This window comes from Oculatella sp. LEGE 06141 (assembly GCF_015207605.1).
GTDB lineage: Bacteria > Cyanobacteriota > Cyanobacteriia > Elainellales > Elainellaceae > Oculatella.
Window position 1 is genome coordinate 1 of the sequence record NZ_JADEWO010000002.1, and the last position, 14,297, is coordinate 14,297.

General features: G+C 51.2%; 14 protein-coding genes. 8 read left to right on the top strand and 6 right to left on the bottom strand.

Translation table 11 applies throughout. The annotated features are described in order from the left end of the window. Positions 1 to 1,932: hypothetical protein (locus tag IQ268_RS01585; RefSeq protein WP_193874870.1), on the bottom strand; the 1,932-nt coding region annotated here is incomplete at its 3' end. A gap of 352 nt (positions 1,933 to 2,284) precedes the next feature. Then, positions 2,285 to 3,325, bottom strand: a complete 1,041-nt coding sequence (locus IQ268_RS01590) for a glutathione S-transferase family protein (RefSeq protein WP_193874872.1) — start codon at positions 3,323 to 3,325, stop codon at positions 2,285 to 2,287. 130 nt (positions 3,326 to 3,455) lie between these two features. On the opposite strand from IQ268_RS01590, the gene IQ268_RS32675 reads away from it, so the two are divergent. The 4 genes from IQ268_RS32675 (at position 3,456) to IQ268_RS01605 (ending at position 4,921) form a co-directional block, all read left to right on the top strand. Beyond that, the gene (locus tag IQ268_RS32675) at positions 3,456 to 3,587 is read left to right on the top strand and encodes a hypothetical protein (RefSeq protein ID WP_255527130.1); all 132 of its coding nucleotides are present in this window, start codon (positions 3,456 to 3,458) and stop codon (positions 3,585 to 3,587) included. Between the two features lie 43 nt (positions 3,588 to 3,630). Continuing rightward, positions 3,631 to 4,233 (top strand): hypothetical protein, encoded by a 603-nt coding sequence (locus IQ268_RS01595; RefSeq protein WP_193874874.1) that lies wholly within the window; start codon positions 3,631 to 3,633, stop codon positions 4,231 to 4,233. Between the two features lie 22 nt (positions 4,234 to 4,255). After that, complete coding sequence (locus IQ268_RS01600) at positions 4,256 to 4,651, top strand: hypothetical protein (RefSeq protein ID WP_193874876.1); 396 nt, start codon at positions 4,256 to 4,258, stop codon at positions 4,649 to 4,651. Positions 4,652 to 4,777: 126 nt separating this feature from the next. Further along, on the top strand, positions 4,778 to 4,921 hold the full coding sequence (locus IQ268_RS01605; RefSeq protein WP_193875420.1) for a hypothetical protein: 144 nt from the start codon (positions 4,778 to 4,780) through the stop codon (positions 4,919 to 4,921). A gap of 49 nt (positions 4,922 to 4,970) precedes the next feature. On the opposite strand, the gene IQ268_RS01610 is transcribed toward IQ268_RS01605, so the two are convergent. Then, on the bottom strand, positions 4,971 to 5,501 hold the full coding sequence (locus IQ268_RS01610) for a universal stress protein (RefSeq protein WP_193874878.1): 531 nt from the start codon (positions 5,499 to 5,501) through the stop codon (positions 4,971 to 4,973). A 691-nt stretch (positions 5,502 to 6,192) separates the two neighbouring features. Between IQ268_RS01610 and IQ268_RS01615 the strand changes: the two genes are divergently transcribed. The 3 genes from IQ268_RS01615 to rimM are packed head-to-tail and all read left to right on the top strand — an operon-like array spanning position 6,193 to position 9,613. Next, positions 6,193 to 7,497: a valine--pyruvate transaminase gene (locus IQ268_RS01615; protein ID WP_193874880.1), complete on the top strand. Its 1,305-nt coding sequence runs from the start codon at positions 6,193 to 6,195 to the stop codon at positions 7,495 to 7,497. Further along, positions 7,494 to 8,939 carry a sulfotransferase family 2 domain-containing protein gene (locus tag IQ268_RS01620; protein ID WP_193874882.1) on the top strand — a complete coding sequence of 482 codons (1,446 nt, stop codon included), beginning with the start codon at positions 7,494 to 7,496 and terminating at the stop codon, positions 8,937 to 8,939. Before IQ268_RS01615 ends, IQ268_RS01620 begins: the two co-directional genes overlap by 4 nt. A 14-nt stretch (positions 8,940 to 8,953) precedes the next feature. Continuing rightward, on the top strand, positions 8,954 to 9,613 hold the full coding sequence (rimM, locus tag IQ268_RS01625; RefSeq protein WP_193874884.1) for a ribosome maturation factor RimM: 660 nt from the start codon (positions 8,954 to 8,956) through the stop codon (positions 9,611 to 9,613). A 149-nt stretch (positions 9,614 to 9,762) separates the two neighbouring features. Here rimM and speY read toward each other — a convergent pair whose 3' ends face one another. The 3 genes from speY to hpf all read right to left on the bottom strand — a co-directional run bounded on the left by speY (position 9,763) and on the right by hpf (position 13,117). Then, positions 9,763 to 10,962 (bottom strand): deoxyhypusine synthase, encoded by a 1,200-nt coding sequence (speY, locus tag IQ268_RS01630; protein WP_193874886.1) that lies wholly within the window; start codon positions 10,960 to 10,962, stop codon positions 9,763 to 9,765. Between the two features lie 707 nt (positions 10,963 to 11,669). Then, a complete protein-coding gene (locus IQ268_RS01635) occupies positions 11,670 to 12,338 on the bottom strand; it encodes a GvpL/GvpF family gas vesicle protein (RefSeq protein ID WP_193874888.1) in 669 nt (222 codons plus the stop codon). 134 nt (positions 12,339 to 12,472) lie between these two features. Beyond that, a complete protein-coding gene (gene hpf, locus IQ268_RS01640; protein WP_193874890.1) occupies positions 12,473 to 13,117 on the bottom strand; it encodes a ribosome hibernation-promoting factor, HPF/YfiA family in 645 nt (214 codons plus the stop codon). Between the two features lie 178 nt (positions 13,118 to 13,295). On the opposite strand from hpf, the gene lipB reads away from it, so the two are divergent. Further along, the gene (lipB, locus tag IQ268_RS01645; RefSeq protein WP_193874892.1) at positions 13,296 to 13,988 is read left to right on the top strand and encodes a lipoyl(octanoyl) transferase LipB; all 693 of its coding nucleotides are present in this window, start codon (positions 13,296 to 13,298) and stop codon (positions 13,986 to 13,988) included. Positions 13,989 to 14,297 lie beyond the last annotated feature (309 nt).

Consider the following 14,297-nt stretch of genomic DNA (forward strand, 5'->3'; position numbering starts at 1 on the left):
AACGAATTCTTCGGGTTCCGGTTGGGACGGTGAAGCAACGTCGAGCCGCAGGGGCGGTGACACGATTGGTTGAGGAGCCGATCGCGGAGCAGGCGGATCAAGCGGCAGCGGCGAATCGTTCAACCGCAACGAATGGTCCGACGGAAAAATAATATCATTAGAGGTCGCCTCAGTGGAATCCCTTAGTTCTTCAGTTTGATCGGTGTCAGGAGATAGGTCAGTGTTCTCTGGACGAATTTGAACGTCAGTTTGGGGTGCTTGCCGCCGCGCCCGTTGCGCTCGTTCAATCACTCGAATTTCACTACGCCAGCTATCAATTGCTCCCTGTGCCTGCCGATACAAGGCTCGACCGGGCTGAATCGCTGAGGCTTCGTCAATTGCGGCGGCTAATTCACCTTGAGCCGCCCACCGCTGCGCCCGATCAAGATAGGGCTGGTCTTGAATTCGTTCAATCTGCTTCTGCCAGGTGGCAATCAACCCTTGCGCGTCTGTTCTCAATACTCGTCCTGGAGCGATATGCTTGGCCGTGGCGATCGCCTGCCGCAATGCTGGAACGGTACCCGATGCCGCAAGCTGTGTGGCATGAGCAAGATAAGGCTGATCTTCCAGTCGCTCAATTTCCCGTGACCAGTAAGCCACCAGCGTTTGTGCCTGAACCCGACGAGGGCGACCGGCGGTCACCATCTGCGCCTGGTCGATCGCCAAATTCAGGGTGTCTACCTGCTTAAATTGAGCCAGGAGTTGAGCAACGTGCAGTTGCGTCAAATCTTGAAGCTGGGTTTGCCAGTGCGCCATGCTGGCGGTGGCCAGCGGATGGAAGCGGCTGTCCGGGCTAATTTGGCTGGCGATCGCCGTTGCTCGAACTAAATGCCACACCTGGTCGGCAGAGGTTGTCCAATTAGAAAGACTGGCGATCGCCTGTTGCCGCGACTCTGCCAGCCAGATCAAGTTCTGCGCTTCTTTCGCCAACGCTGGATTGGGCGAAACCTGCCGCCCCAGAGCAATAGCCCGATCGAAGTTCTTCTCTTTCCACTGCTGCACCCCCAGCGACAGCAGGCGATCGCTCCACTGATTTAGCTCAGGCTGAACGGTCTTCCAGACATAGGTATCTCGGTTAATTTGCGCCGCTGTTTTGATAGCGGTTGCCACTTGGTCCGGTGTGCCGCTATTGGCCAAACTGCGGGCTTGCACAAGGTACGTTTGGGCTTGCTGTTCTGCCACAATTTGTTGCGACAGTTTCGCCGTTTGTTGCGATCGCCAGTAGTTATAATCCAGCTTGGACAAGGCTAAAATCTGCTGAGAGGCTTGCTCCCAGTCTTGCCGCTGGAGTGCCTCCTGTGCTTTGGCATCGATCGCTCTCCCCTGTTGCCAAACCTGCTTCCAGTCGGCCAGCGTTGCCTGCGCTTTTTCGTATGCTGGGCTGGATGGCGGAATTTGCTCAACGATGGCGATCGCGCTTTCTAAATCATTTTGGTGAATCTGCTCGCGCGCAATATTGAGAATGGTGTTAGACCATTGCGTCAATGACTGCTGCGCTTCTGGATAGAGAGCGTGTTCGGGTGTCCACTGCTCAACCAGATCGATCCCGGCCAGAACGGCTGGTAATTCTCCTGAATCGGCTGCCGTTTGGGCACAATACAGCCGATCGCGATCGGGCGAGAGGGTCGAAATCTTCTGGCACTCTGTCGCCGGAGGCAGGGCGATTAGCCACAGAAACGCGCCGACCGCCATACCACTGGCGGCACCGCACACAGCAAGACTCAGCAACAGCCATCGCCATGACTGTGGTTCCGGTAGCGGCAGTACTGGCTGTGATGACGGTACACCTCCCTCTGTGGCTAACCGCAGAGGGGGACTGGAATGCCCGTTAAATTCGTCAGATGAAGGATAAATAAATGGGTTATCGGCTGAATTCGATCGCTTTTTCATCATGACTACTGCCTCACTCTCACCACACGTTCGAAACGGTTGACTCGATAAAACTAAATTGAATGAGTTTGACTACCGTTAAAAGGCTTATGTAATAAAATATACCGCCTGTTTCGCCAGGGGGATATGTCGCTTAATTACAGCTCTAACAGAATGTTAATACTCATCGTTACGGATAATCGTTACGGAGGGTGTTTGCGGATGGAGCGATCGCCACCCAGCTTTTACCGAACTTGTCTTGAAACGTGCATAGAAGCATCATTGAAGATCCGACGCGATGGGTGGTCTTCCCTGCGAATGATCTTTTAGTGGCCGGGTTTAATTTGGGGAAAGGGGCAATTGTGCCGCACTTCCCTTAACTGAGTGCCGCTTCCCTGCCCACGCTTTCTCGCCCATGCGGTTCCAGCAGGCTGGTCATGTCAGGGCCAGATGGAATAATGCCACCAGGATTTAAGGGAAACAAACTGCCGTAATAGTCGCGTTTAATGGCATCCACATCGCAAATGTCGGCCACTCCGGGCTGTTGATACACATCGCGTAAGTAATGGCCTAAATGTTCGTAGTCTTTAATTCTGCGGCGGTTACATTTGAACAGCCCATGATACACCGCATCGAACCGAAACAGCGTCGTAAACAGGCGAACATCGGCCAGGGTTATCTGTGCTCCGCAGAGATATCGGTGGTTCGCAAGGGTTGCGTCAATTTCATCTAAAACGCTAAACAGCTCATTGCACGCTTTATCATATGCCTCTTGCGTTTGAGCAAAGCCGCAACGATACACGCCATTGTTTACCGCATGATAAATCTTATCATTCCACCGATCAATGATCTCGCGCAATGATTCTGGATACAAATCCTGATCGGCATGGTGAGCAAACTCATTGAATGCTGAGTTTAATATCACAATGATGTCTGCACTTTCATTGTTAACGATCGTTTTAGTTTGGGTATCCCAAAGAACAGGAACGGTTGCCCGTCCGCTGTAGTTAGCATCGGCCAAGCGATACAGTTCTGCTAGCGTGTGGCATCCTTCGTCTGCCTGTTCAAAAACCCACCCGCCTTCAGTGGGTGATGGAGAAACGATGGAGATGGCAATGGCATCTTCAAGCCCTTTGAGGGCACGAACTACCAGCGTTCGGTGTGCCCACGGACAACCTAACCCAACATAGAGGCGATAGCGTCCGGCAACGGCAGGATAAGCATGAGTTTTGTCGGTGCCAATCTGCTGCCGAAAGAAACTTTCTGGCCGAATATAGTCTCCAGTTTTGTTGCGCGGTGCGAGCTGTGACATCATTACATGCCACATGCTTGTCCAGACAAACTTACCCAACTTGATAATGAACGTTGACGGAAGCGATTTTCCTTTTCTTTTGGGGCTAGAAGCGGTTTGTGACATGATAACCCTCACTGGATGCTGCAAGCCTAGCGTGTTGGAATCCTGTTAAGGACGGTTACTATCACTCTATCGCTCCTTTTCAGCCGCGAGTAAGGGAGTGTAACGATACAGTTTATTACGCTGACCCGTTATGGATAAAAACGGCTGTTTTAAGCGATTTATAGGACTATTTAAACTAGAAATGCCGATCCGGGGATCGCACGCTGATATCCTGCTGATTCCGTCTAACCGCAGCGGAAAAGCACCGTGGGAGATTCAATAGCCATGTGCCACTATGGTGAGGATTCAGTGGTTCAATCGTAATAATGGCTACTTCTAAACAACCTCACGACCGCTTTCGCTCTGCAACCGAATTTCCCAAGACGGTAGAAAATTTAAGTTTAACTGAAGCCAACGATTTATATGGTGAGATGCGATCGTGCCTCATCTTTACCAATCGCAGTCGATCGCAACTGATGCGGCGAAATGAAGAATACAAACAGTCTACCTTGACGCTTAAGGCAGATCTGTCTCGCCTGCAAACGATGATTACGCAACTGGGGCTTGAAAAACAGCAATTATCCGATAAGAACTATCAAACCATTGCAGAGCTAGAGCGTGAAATGGGCACAATGGCACAGCATCTCGATCAACTTGCAACCGCCTTTGATGCTGTGCCAGATGTTGATACTTCTACGCAAACTCACTGGGGATTGTTGGCGCAATCGGGGCGATTCTTTAGATTCATTAGAGCGGTGCGAACCATTGTAATGTGGTGGCGCGATGACCAGGAGTTGAACGGTAGAACCTTACCTGTTAAAACGGAGCAGTCACTGCCGACGCAACAACAGATAGAGGACGATCGCAGGGAAAATCCTCAGATGTATACCGATCCTGCGTCTCAAGGCAAATCACTACTCGATCCATAATCGTTAACCATTAATAGAGACTATGGGCAGGAAGCGAGTTACACAACTCTTAGAGCAACTTAAACAGAATCAACAGCACGAGTTGGAAAACGCAGCGGCTATCTTTACGGTGGCTCAGGTTGCCGTCAATGAACTGAGTTCGCAGGCCACACCAACCAGCAATGCCGCCATCGCCGAGTTGCCAGCGGCTCCACTCCAAATGGATAAGAATGAATTGCTTCAGCAATACGGCTCGTATAATGCTTGCCGCAAAGCCGCTAAAGCCCGGGGTATTAAATTCAGCCGAACCCCCAGTTGGCAACAAATTGCTGCTGCCTTTAGCTATGTGGAGTCGTGCCAGCAGGTCATTCAGGTGTATCTCGATCGCCACCCCAGCCAAGACCTCAAGGGCGTTTCAATCGAGGTCAAGCTAGGCTAAGTTCATCTCCTGTGTTCCTCTTTATTCGCGTAACCTCTTGGTTCGCTTAATTCTTGGTTCGCTTAATTCGATTTGTTGCCGAAACACGGAGCGTTACTCTATCTGGGTTAGGAAGACGATACACTAATGCCAAATCCGAGTGATGGGGCAAGGCGTATCATGAGCGACCCAGAAAAAGGCATTATCAAACTTGATCCAGCGACGCTTGGCCTCATTGTGACGGCGTTGTTGTTGTTACCGCTATTACTGACGGGTTTCCTGTCTCAATGAACAGGGGGCGACACTCAGGCTTGAGTCGAGCTGAGTGTCCCAACAGGCACTATTGCCACCCTGATTCAGAGAGTTCTACTTTGGGCTGTGCCTCAACCCTGGTCTTAGTTTGCACTGCCATTACAGAACAGGGAGCGTGATGCAACACATAATTACTGACGCTGCCTAAAATGAGTTCGCTGAGGCCAGACCGTCCCCGACGACCCACCACCACCAGATCGGCTTCCCAGTTTTGTGCCAGGTGACAAATCGCTCGCCCCGGATCGCCCGAAACCTGGGTGAATTCAGTGTTAACTCCTGCCGCGATCGCCTCATCCGTGCGCGATCGCAAGAGATCGAACCCTGCCCTTTCATAAGCTTCCCATTGTTTCTGATAGTGTTCGTACACAATGTCATTGCGAACGGGGTAGTAGCCCATCATGGGATACATCGGCATGTCTGGGCTAACTTCCTCTTCAACAGACAGCACATGTAGCAACATCAAATCGGCCTGAACTGCCCTGGCTAAGGCAAGCGCTTCATCAAAGACCAGTTTGCCAATTGCTGAACTATCCATTGCGGCAAGAACTTTGTGAAACATAAGAACCTCCGAGTGAAGTGCGATCGCGCAGCCGATTTGAATTGGATTAGAACAGACGAAGTTTAAGCGCAGTGCTGAGAGACGTTAGCAATCCCCACGTTGGGAATCGCTTCGATCATTAATCTCTTCATTCGCTACAAGCTGGCTTATTCCCTCTTTCTGGCGTTATTCCAGGGGTGTGCTGCCAACCTGCGATACCGCTTGCGTATCCATAACTTAATTTTACGCTGATTTATCTCACGGGTTTTTCATTGCGGCTCGGCTCAAACCTATGCCGTGCAAGGCTTTTGGTAATGCAACCGTGGGCAATGAGGCTTACAGTTCTTGACTAAATTGATTGCTAAACATTAAGGAGCGAGCTGGTTTCATCGGCAAGCGGAGCAACCCGAGGGGTGGCCTGTTATACAGTTTCCCGAACTCTCAATGTGTGCATACAAAGCGGGGGCGTACCATCGTTACGCCCCCTATGGCGTTTACCTACTCAATCAGGTATAACCTGTTACCGAACAACTCGCCACTAATCGGCACCAGGGTTTTGCGTCTATTCGTTGCAGCGATTGCGTTTGACCCTGTTATACCTGTGTTAGTCGTTTTTTGCAAAATTGTACATTGTTGCAAATTCAGACTTGTCTTACCATTGACTGAATAACGCTTGCCGTCCAGCCTACGATCCTCTACCGTACATCCGTCTATGAACCCTGCTCTGACTCAATTTGGCGATCGCATGACCCACCTGACGGGGGTGCGGGCAATCATGAAGGACATTATTGAAACGCTGCGAGCAGGTCAAGGCAAAGACTTTATTAATCTCAGCGCAGGCAATCCGCTGATTGTGCCGGAAGTTGAACAGCTATGGCGAGACTGTACGGCAGAACTGTTGGCCAGTCCAGACTACGGCAAGGTGGTCTGTCGCTATGGGTCAAGCCAGGGGTACGAACCATTTATTGCCGCCATACTCGATGAATTTAATCAGCGATATGGACTCAACCTGAACGAACGCAATATCTTGATTACACCCGGCAGCCAGGCGCTATATTTCTTTGCGGCGAATGCGCTGGGTGGATATGCCACCAACGGCACGTTAAAGCAAATTGTGCTGCCGCTAAGTCCAGACTATACCGGTTATGGCGGCGCAACCCTGATTCCAGAAGCGCTGAAGGCGTATAAACCAGCGATCGATGCTAATGCAACCACCCATCGCTTCAAATACAGACCCGATTTTAGCCAGCTAGAAATTAACGAACAGACCGGGTTTGTCTTGTTTTCGCGCCCCTGTAACCCCACCGGAAACGTCTTGACGGATGCGGAAGTTCAAAAAATTGCGGCTCTGGCTGTTCCCCACAATGTTCCAGTGCTGGTGGATTCGGCCTATGCGCCACCCTTCCCGGCTCTAAACTTTACCGATATGACTCCCATTTTTGGTGAAAATATTGTGCATTGCATGAGCCTATCCAAGGCAGGGTTGCCTGGAGAGCGGCTTGGCATTGCCCTGGGCGATGAGCAGATTATTGAGGTCTTAGAAGCATTCCAGACCAATATGTGCATCCACTCGTCTCGTTATGGGCAGGCGATCGCCACCTATGCGATTCGATCGGGGGCATTGGCTGACATTTCTGAACGGGTGATTCGTCCGTATTACCAGGCCAAATCTGCCATTTTAGAAGCAACACTGGATGCTGCCATGCCTCAAAATGTTCCTTGGTTCCTGCATCTGGGTGAAGGGGCTATCTTCTCCTGGCTCTGGCTGCAAGACTTGCCCATGACCGACTGGGAATTTTATCAGGAGCTAAAGCAGGTGGGTGTCATTGTGGTGCCCGGTGAAGCGTTCTTCCCCGGTTTGCAGGAAGATTGGCCGCATAAGCATCAGTGTTTCCGAATCAGCCTGACCGCTAGCGACGAAGAGATTGCTACTGCAATGCGGCGACTGGCAGATGTGGTGGGTCGAGTCTATCAGCAAGTTGCAGCTCCGCAAGAGCAGGTTGCGATGCGCGGATGAACCTTGCAGACGGCATGAATATCGCCCCGCTCGAACGCCGCTTGACCCCAGCAGATCAACTGTGTTTTATTCATCTTCCCAAAACGGCAGGGTCTACCTTCACGGCAATTCTGGATGCTCAGTTTCACGTTCAGTCAATTTGTCCTGAACCGCACCATGTAGCTGATCTGTATCCAGAGGCGATCGCCACCCCACCCGCCGAACTGAGGGAATTCCTCACCCGGTTTAACCTGGTTCGAGGGCATTTTGGCTACAGTGAAATTGATCCAGTCCTCACGCAACCGTTGTATCTCACCATGCTGCGCGATCCAGTCGATCGCGTCATTTCCGTTTACGAGTTTTTCAAACGAGCCAGAGAGCGAGGACAGGCTGAAACAGCCGACTATCAGACCTTGATGGATGCTACCGCTGATGGCTTGTTGGCCTTTGTGCAACATCCCAATCCGGTGGTCAGGCTGCGAACATCCAACTTTCAAACGCGCCAGCTTAGTGAATATGCCCCAGAGTGGACAGATTGCTCAGACGCAGAACGGCTAGCCTCTGCCCAGCACACCCTGAACCAGTTTGTCTTTGCAGGACTCACCGAACGGTTTCATGAGTCTGTGTTGCTACTGTCTTATATTTTTGGCTGGTATCCTGTTGTGGAGTACCAGAATTTGCGGGTCGTTTCTAAACAGCCGCGCCGAGATGGCGTACCAGCTACCGTAATTGATGCGATCGCCACCCAAAACCAGCTCGACCTGGAACTTTACCAGCAGGCCAAAACCCGGTTTGAGGCTCAGTTCGTTGAGATGCAGCAGGCATTGCAGACGCGATATCCTCATCCTCCTGCGAAGCCAGAGAAGAGTGATACTGCAAGCGCCATGCTCCTCGCTCGCCTAGAACAGCATTATGCCCATCGCTACGCCGAGCAGCATGGCGATCGGGTTGAGGCGATCGATTTTGATTTTCGTCAGCCCCTGTCTGGCATGGGTTGGCATAGGCGCAACGGCAAGTTTAATGGCCTGCGACTCGATACAATGGGGTTTCGCTGGACGGGGCCTGGAACCCTATCAACGTTAGATTTTCCGCTATCGCCCACTCTCGACTATACGTTGAGTCTGCATATTGTTCGCTCTGCGGCTCCAGACATTTTGGACAGCCTCACTGTTTCGGTGAATGACCAGACGATTGATATGGCGCGAATACTTCAGGATGGTGACCTGGTTCTGCTCAAAGGCGTTGTACCCCAGGCCGCACTCGTTTCCAACCGACCATTTGTGCGGCTCTGTTTGGCCGTCAACCGCACTCTGCCGCTAACATCAGTAAGGCAAGGGTCAGCCGATGCTCGTTTGGTTGGGTTAGCTATCCAGCGAATTCAAATGTTTCCTGTTGCCCCTAGACCCAGTATTGGGCAGCGGTTCATACAGAAGATTCGTCATTCTCTTTTTCCGTCACGTTGATTGCGATCGCGACTATGGACACTTCAGATTGGTTGGAAGTTGGCAAAATTGTTAGCCCACAAGGGTTAAAGGGGGAAGTGCGGGTTTATCCTGATTCCGACTTTCCAGAGCGGTTCCAAACCCCAGGACAGCGGTGGCTGCTGTATCCCGGTGCCTCTGAGCCAACGCCAGTGGAATTGGTATCAGGACGCTATCTCAGCGGCAAGGGCTTATATGTGCTTTGTTTTGCTGGAGTGACCGATCGCGCCGAGGCCGAGGCTCTGCGCGACTGTAAGCTGCTTGTACCGCGCAGCGATCGCCCACCATTAGAAGATGGCGAATTTCATGTTATGGATTTAGTTGGGCTGGCTGTCTTTGATCAGGTGACTCAAACCCTGGTCGGCACTGTAACTGATGTGCTGCCAGCCGGAAACGATTTGCTAGAGGTTGAGCTGCATTCCTCATCGAGTACAGCGGTAGAGAAACCACCTGAAGAGAACCCAGCCGAAGCGGTGCCAGCGGCAGTACCCACCCGCAAGTCGCGGCGGCGGTCTAAGCCCAAATCGGTTGCCCCTTCATCGAATGCAGCGATCGTGCTAATTCCTTTTGTGAATGAAATTGTCCCTGTGGTTGACCTGGAACAGAGACGAATCGAAATCACGCCACCTCCGGGTTTAATTGAAGGGTTCGCTTGATCCAGATCCCTATCGTTTCCGAAATCATCATGCTCGGTAGCGCCGAGAGGAACGGCATCGGCAACAAAAAAGGTGGATGAATTCATCCACCTTTTTCAGAACTACGTCACATCAATGCAGATTGGTGCGATCGCTCCTTTGTTCCATCATTAATGGGGTTTGCGGATCGGTGTGCCGCAGGGGTAGGTTGCGATCGGTTCCCGCACTGGAGCCGTTGCCGATGCTGCCAAAACAGGTTTAATTTGCGGCTGTTGCGCTTTCGCGGCGTGGTAATCCAACCGCAGCTTTTCTAGCATTTCGTCGCGCCGATCGTACAACCGCTTCAACGGACGAGAGGGACATTGATTCACCACGTACGCCGTCAAAATAGGCAGGGCGATCGTGCTGTCGGTATAGCAAACTACTGTGTTGGGCAGTTCATCGGGGTCAACTTTGCCCCAGCTCACCGCTTCATTAGGAGTCGCGCCAGATAGCCCACCCGTATCCGGGCGAGCATCCGTAACTTGAATGAAGTAATCGTGTCCTCGCTCTTCTAGCCCCAGAACCTCATGCAGTTGGGGTTGGGTTTGCAGCAAGAAGTTCTTCGGGCTACCGCCACCAATAATCAGCGCGGCGCTCTTGCCTTCTACACCAGGAATGCCTGATTCGCGGGCAGCATAAACGATCGCCGCCGTTTCATTGACATCCAATGATGGATCGATCACAAGCTGCGATCCTTCTAGAGCCAAAGCGGCTACGTTCATCCCGATTGAACTGTCTCCAGGAGAAGAGGTGTAGATAGGAACGCCGCATTCGTATGCGGTTGCTAGCAGGCAGGAGTTTTTGACCCCAATCTGCTGTTCTACCTCATGGACGTATTTACCGAGCAGATGATGAAACTCTGCTGTACCCATACGCTTTTGGAACGGCTCTGCCTTCAGCAATTCCCGAATGAAAGCATCGGTTTCCAGCAGCACATCATAGCCAAACACAATGTCATAAATGCGAATCCGACCTTCTTGCCGCAGTTTGACATCATCGACAAACGGGTTGCTGGCATACAAATCCAGTCCCAACCCGTAGTGAATATCGTGATACAGATTGGCACCAGTGCTGATGATGTAATCGACAAAGCCGTTTCGCATCAATGGTGCTAATACAGAAATGCCAAATCCGGCAGGGGTCATTGCTCCGGAGAGGCTAAGGCCAACCGTAACGCCCTCTTGTAAGACATCACGGCTGAGCAGATGGCAAATTTCCCGCAAGCGAGCCGAATTGTAGGCCGTAAAGTATCCGTCAATCAGGTCAACAACGCTGATCTCCGCAGGCATGGGAGCAGGGGCAATTTTCTTGCTGAGCAGTTTAGACATAGCTGTAATCCCACGTGAAATGATTATGTAAACCAACAAAATCGCGCCCAGGAAAGCAGGTCATCTGGGAGAGCAAGACAACTCAGATGGGGTGCTTCATTGCAGTGCAAAAAAGTCCTCGCGGATGAGCCGATGAAACGGTGGAAAACCCACCCCTTTCAGCCCTTTGCAGCTCAGCAAAGCACCGCAGCCAGTTATAGACACGTCAAGTGAACCTCAATATGTCGCTCTAGCTGCTTTTAACTATCTGGTTATCTAAAATGTTCAGAGACTCAGACCGACCCAGTTTGCACGGTTGCCGAGAGGCGCTAATGGCAATTGGCAAAAACCAGAACCCGCAAACCTACAGTTACAGGTCGATCATTTCATACTGGGCGCTTCACAACGATCTGTCCAAGACAGAGCAGGGTCACACTGTCGTCTACGCTTCAATTTCATTTCCAGATACCAAAGGAATTCCCACGGGTACCTGAGTGAAGAAAGGAGTCTCAACGTGTCGCAACCTTTTGCAACGTTAACCCCTTCAATTTAGCATTTATGGTGAGTATCAGTTCAGCAAAATCACCCAAGTTTCAGAGTGTCACATTTGGGGAAGTTAGGGAAAATGCCTGGGTGGAAAACGTAGAAGCCAGTCCTGCTCTACTGTTTCCCTGGTTTAATGCCATCCTTCATCTTTGCTTTATTCACTCGGTGAATCGACGAGGGTTCTACACAAAGTGGTAGGGGGGCAATGCGTCACCCAGTGTGACCTCCCAGTGGGGACATTGGCTTTGCCACCCCTGTAGCTGAGCGTGTAGGAGAGCGTCATCCTGCCGATTGCCCAACAGGTAAATTCGTTCTACTCCGTCCTGTGCTGCACTGCGAATAGAGTTAGGAAACAGCTTGGCGATCGCTGCCAGTAAGTCTTCTAACTCTTGCTGCTGCTGTTGCTGCTGCTCGACCTGGTGCTGATAGTGCTGTTTCTTGGCCAAAAAATAGGCTTTTCCGGTAACTTCGCTGGGAATCTGTGGCTCTGAGGCGATCGCTCTCGGAGTCAGTTTCAGAGTATATTCGGCTTTGTCTCGCAGATGGGTTAGCTTTTCGAGGTACTCGGTACTGCGGGACTTCAGGTGGTTGACCAGATCCTCTCGTTGAATGAAGTTGCCAAATTGCAGCGGCAAAACGGCGGTTTGCTCAAAGATCTCGCGAATGACGCGATCGTGGTCAAGCGCGGCTTGCAGCAGTTGGCGATCGCTAGAATGCACATTTTCCAGCGCTAAATCTGGCTCAACCAGCGCTGCAAGCCGCGCCGTTTCCACCAATTCAAGCGAACCGACAATGCCACAGGGCAGGTCTATCGGGTTCTTTGGAGTTTCTAAAAAGGCGTAGGTATACATACATCTAGCTGCCGCCCAAACGAAACCGTCCAACTCATCATTCTTTCAGTAAAGCAGGATTTCGAGGAGCTGGACGGAGATGCTGCAATATGTAAACGAATTAGAAGCCTATCCGACACGGATAGGGTGCCATTCTATGCTTTAGAGGGTGACAGACGATCTGCTGTCGTAGCATGAACGGTACCGTTCTTGCTGTTGGCGTTTCCGTTGGCGTTCCGAGGTTGAATCACACCATAACCGCCATGATTCCGCTCATAGATGACGTTAATTTCACCCGTCTCGACGTTGCAGAACATGTAGAAGTCGTGGTCAACCAGTTCTAGTTGCTCTAACGCTTCTTGAATGCTCATGGGGGGCATGGCAAAGTATTTGGTTCGCACCACTTCAGGTGGCAATTCCGGAGTTCGGCCATTGGTTAGATCCGACGCAATTGGCGCTTCATCCAGTACCTCTGCGGTTTTCACGGTGGACTGCAATTTGTTTTGCCGCTTCTCCTTGTATTTGCGTAGCTGACGACTGATTTTGTTAGCTACCAGGTCAATACTGGCATAGAGGTTTTCGCTGCTTTCCTCTGCTCGAACGACGGAACCGTTAGTGTAGATGGTGACTTCAGCGGTTTGTTTGGGGTTTATCCGGGGGTTGCGGGCTACCGACAGATGAACATCAACCTCGGTTGTGAGTGCCTGAAAGTGGTTAACGGCTTTCTCAATCTTCTGATGCACATACTCACGAATAGCGTCGGTGATTTCAATGTTTTTGCCCTGGATAACAAGCTTCATAAAGCTTCCTCCCCTATATATTTGGCTGTTATCTTCACCCTAGCACCTTGTATTCTGGACAACAGAAGCGTTTAAAATGATTTGCATCCCTTGATAATTTTTGATTTGAACAATCAGGGTACAAGTACAATTTGCGTTGAAACACGCTTGTTCTAGAACATGAGATTGACATAGCTCCGTGGATTTACCCGCATCACCCAGATCCTCGCGTCGGCGTTGCCATCTGCTGCATCTGGGTCTGGTTCCCTACCCGATCGCCTGGGAGTGGCAGCGATCGCTTGTGGCAAACCGTCGGCAAACTCCTGATTTAGACGATGTATTAATGCTGTTAGAGCATCCTCCCGTCTACACCCTGGGGCAAGGGGCACGGTTGGATTTTGTGAAGTTTAATCCGGCTTGCGCCCCGGCTGCGCTATGCCGCACCGAACGGGGCGGCGAAGTGACCTATCACTGTCCAGGCCAACTGGTGGGCTACCCAATCTTGAACTTACGGCATTACCAGACGGATTTGCATTGGTATTTACGACAGCTTGAGGAGGTTTTAATTCGCGTGTTGGCTGTCTATGGGCTGACGGGAGCGCGAGTGCCGGGGCTGACCGGGGTGTGGCTGGAAGGCCGCAAAGTGGCAGCAATTGGCATTAAAGTGAGCCGTTGGATTACAATGCACGGCTTTGCGCTCAACATCTGCCCCGATTTAACAGGGTTTCAGCAGATTGTGCCCTGCGGCATTGCAGATAAACCCGTAGGGAGCCTGGTTGAGTTTGTGCCCGATATTGCGATCGCTCAAGTCCGGCACCAGGTTGCTGCGTGTTTTGCAGAGCTGTTTGATGTGCAGCTAATTGCAAGCCACAGCTTGGCCGAATTAAAATAGAACTCTTACTGAGCTATAGGATCGTTAACCGATTAAGGTGTAATGATGCAGATGGGGACACGGTCAGTCTGGGTTCCCCAGCTATCGCAGTTCTGCGAGTTATTTAATTCACTGTTCTTGGGGTTCAAGCCTTCCATGCTCTGGAAGCAGGGCTACGTATTTCTTTATACGGATTGTTACTCTAACCGTTTGTATATTTACAGATACGCAGGAATTTGCGACGCTAGTAGATAGGATCACCTGTGGGTGGAACTACCGCTTAGAACTCTGGCAATCGTATCTGGCATCATACTATGGTTCTCAGGTCTA

Bases quoted from the DNA above. Each gene is read 5' to 3' on its own strand.
- IQ268_RS32675 (WP_255527130.1), top strand. From the start codon at position 3,456: ATGGATAAAAACGGCTGTTTTAAGCGATTTATAGGACTATTTAAACTA.
- IQ268_RS01610 (WP_193874878.1), bottom strand. From the start codon at position 5,501: ATGTTTCACAAAGTTCTTGCCGCAATGGATAGTTCAGCAATTGGCAAA.
- speY (WP_193874886.1), bottom strand. From the start codon at position 10,962: ATGTCTAAACTGCTCAGCAAGAAAATTGCCCCTGCTCCCATGCCTGCG.
- hpf (WP_193874890.1), bottom strand. From the start codon at position 13,117: ATGAAGCTTGTTATCCAGGGCAAAAACATTGAAATCACCGACGCTATT.
- IQ268_RS01620 (WP_193874882.1), top strand. From the start codon at position 7,494: ATGAACCTTGCAGACGGCATGAATATCGCCCCGCTCGAACGCCGCTTG.
- IQ268_RS01590 (WP_193874872.1), bottom strand. From the start codon at position 3,325: ATGTCACAAACCGCTTCTAGCCCCAAAAGAAAAGGAAAATCGCTTCCG.
- IQ268_RS01600 (WP_193874876.1), top strand. From the start codon at position 4,256: ATGGGCAGGAAGCGAGTTACACAACTCTTAGAGCAACTTAAACAGAAT.
- IQ268_RS01615 (WP_193874880.1), top strand. From the start codon at position 6,193: ATGAACCCTGCTCTGACTCAATTTGGCGATCGCATGACCCACCTGACG.
- IQ268_RS01635 (WP_193874888.1), bottom strand. From the start codon at position 12,338: ATGTATACCTACGCCTTTTTAGAAACTCCAAAGAACCCGATAGACCTG.
- IQ268_RS01595 (WP_193874874.1), top strand. From the start codon at position 3,631: ATGGCTACTTCTAAACAACCTCACGACCGCTTTCGCTCTGCAACCGAA.
- IQ268_RS01605 (WP_193875420.1), top strand. From the start codon at position 4,778: ATGCCAAATCCGAGTGATGGGGCAAGGCGTATCATGAGCGACCCAGAA.
- rimM (WP_193874884.1), top strand. From the start codon at position 8,954: ATGGACACTTCAGATTGGTTGGAAGTTGGCAAAATTGTTAGCCCACAA.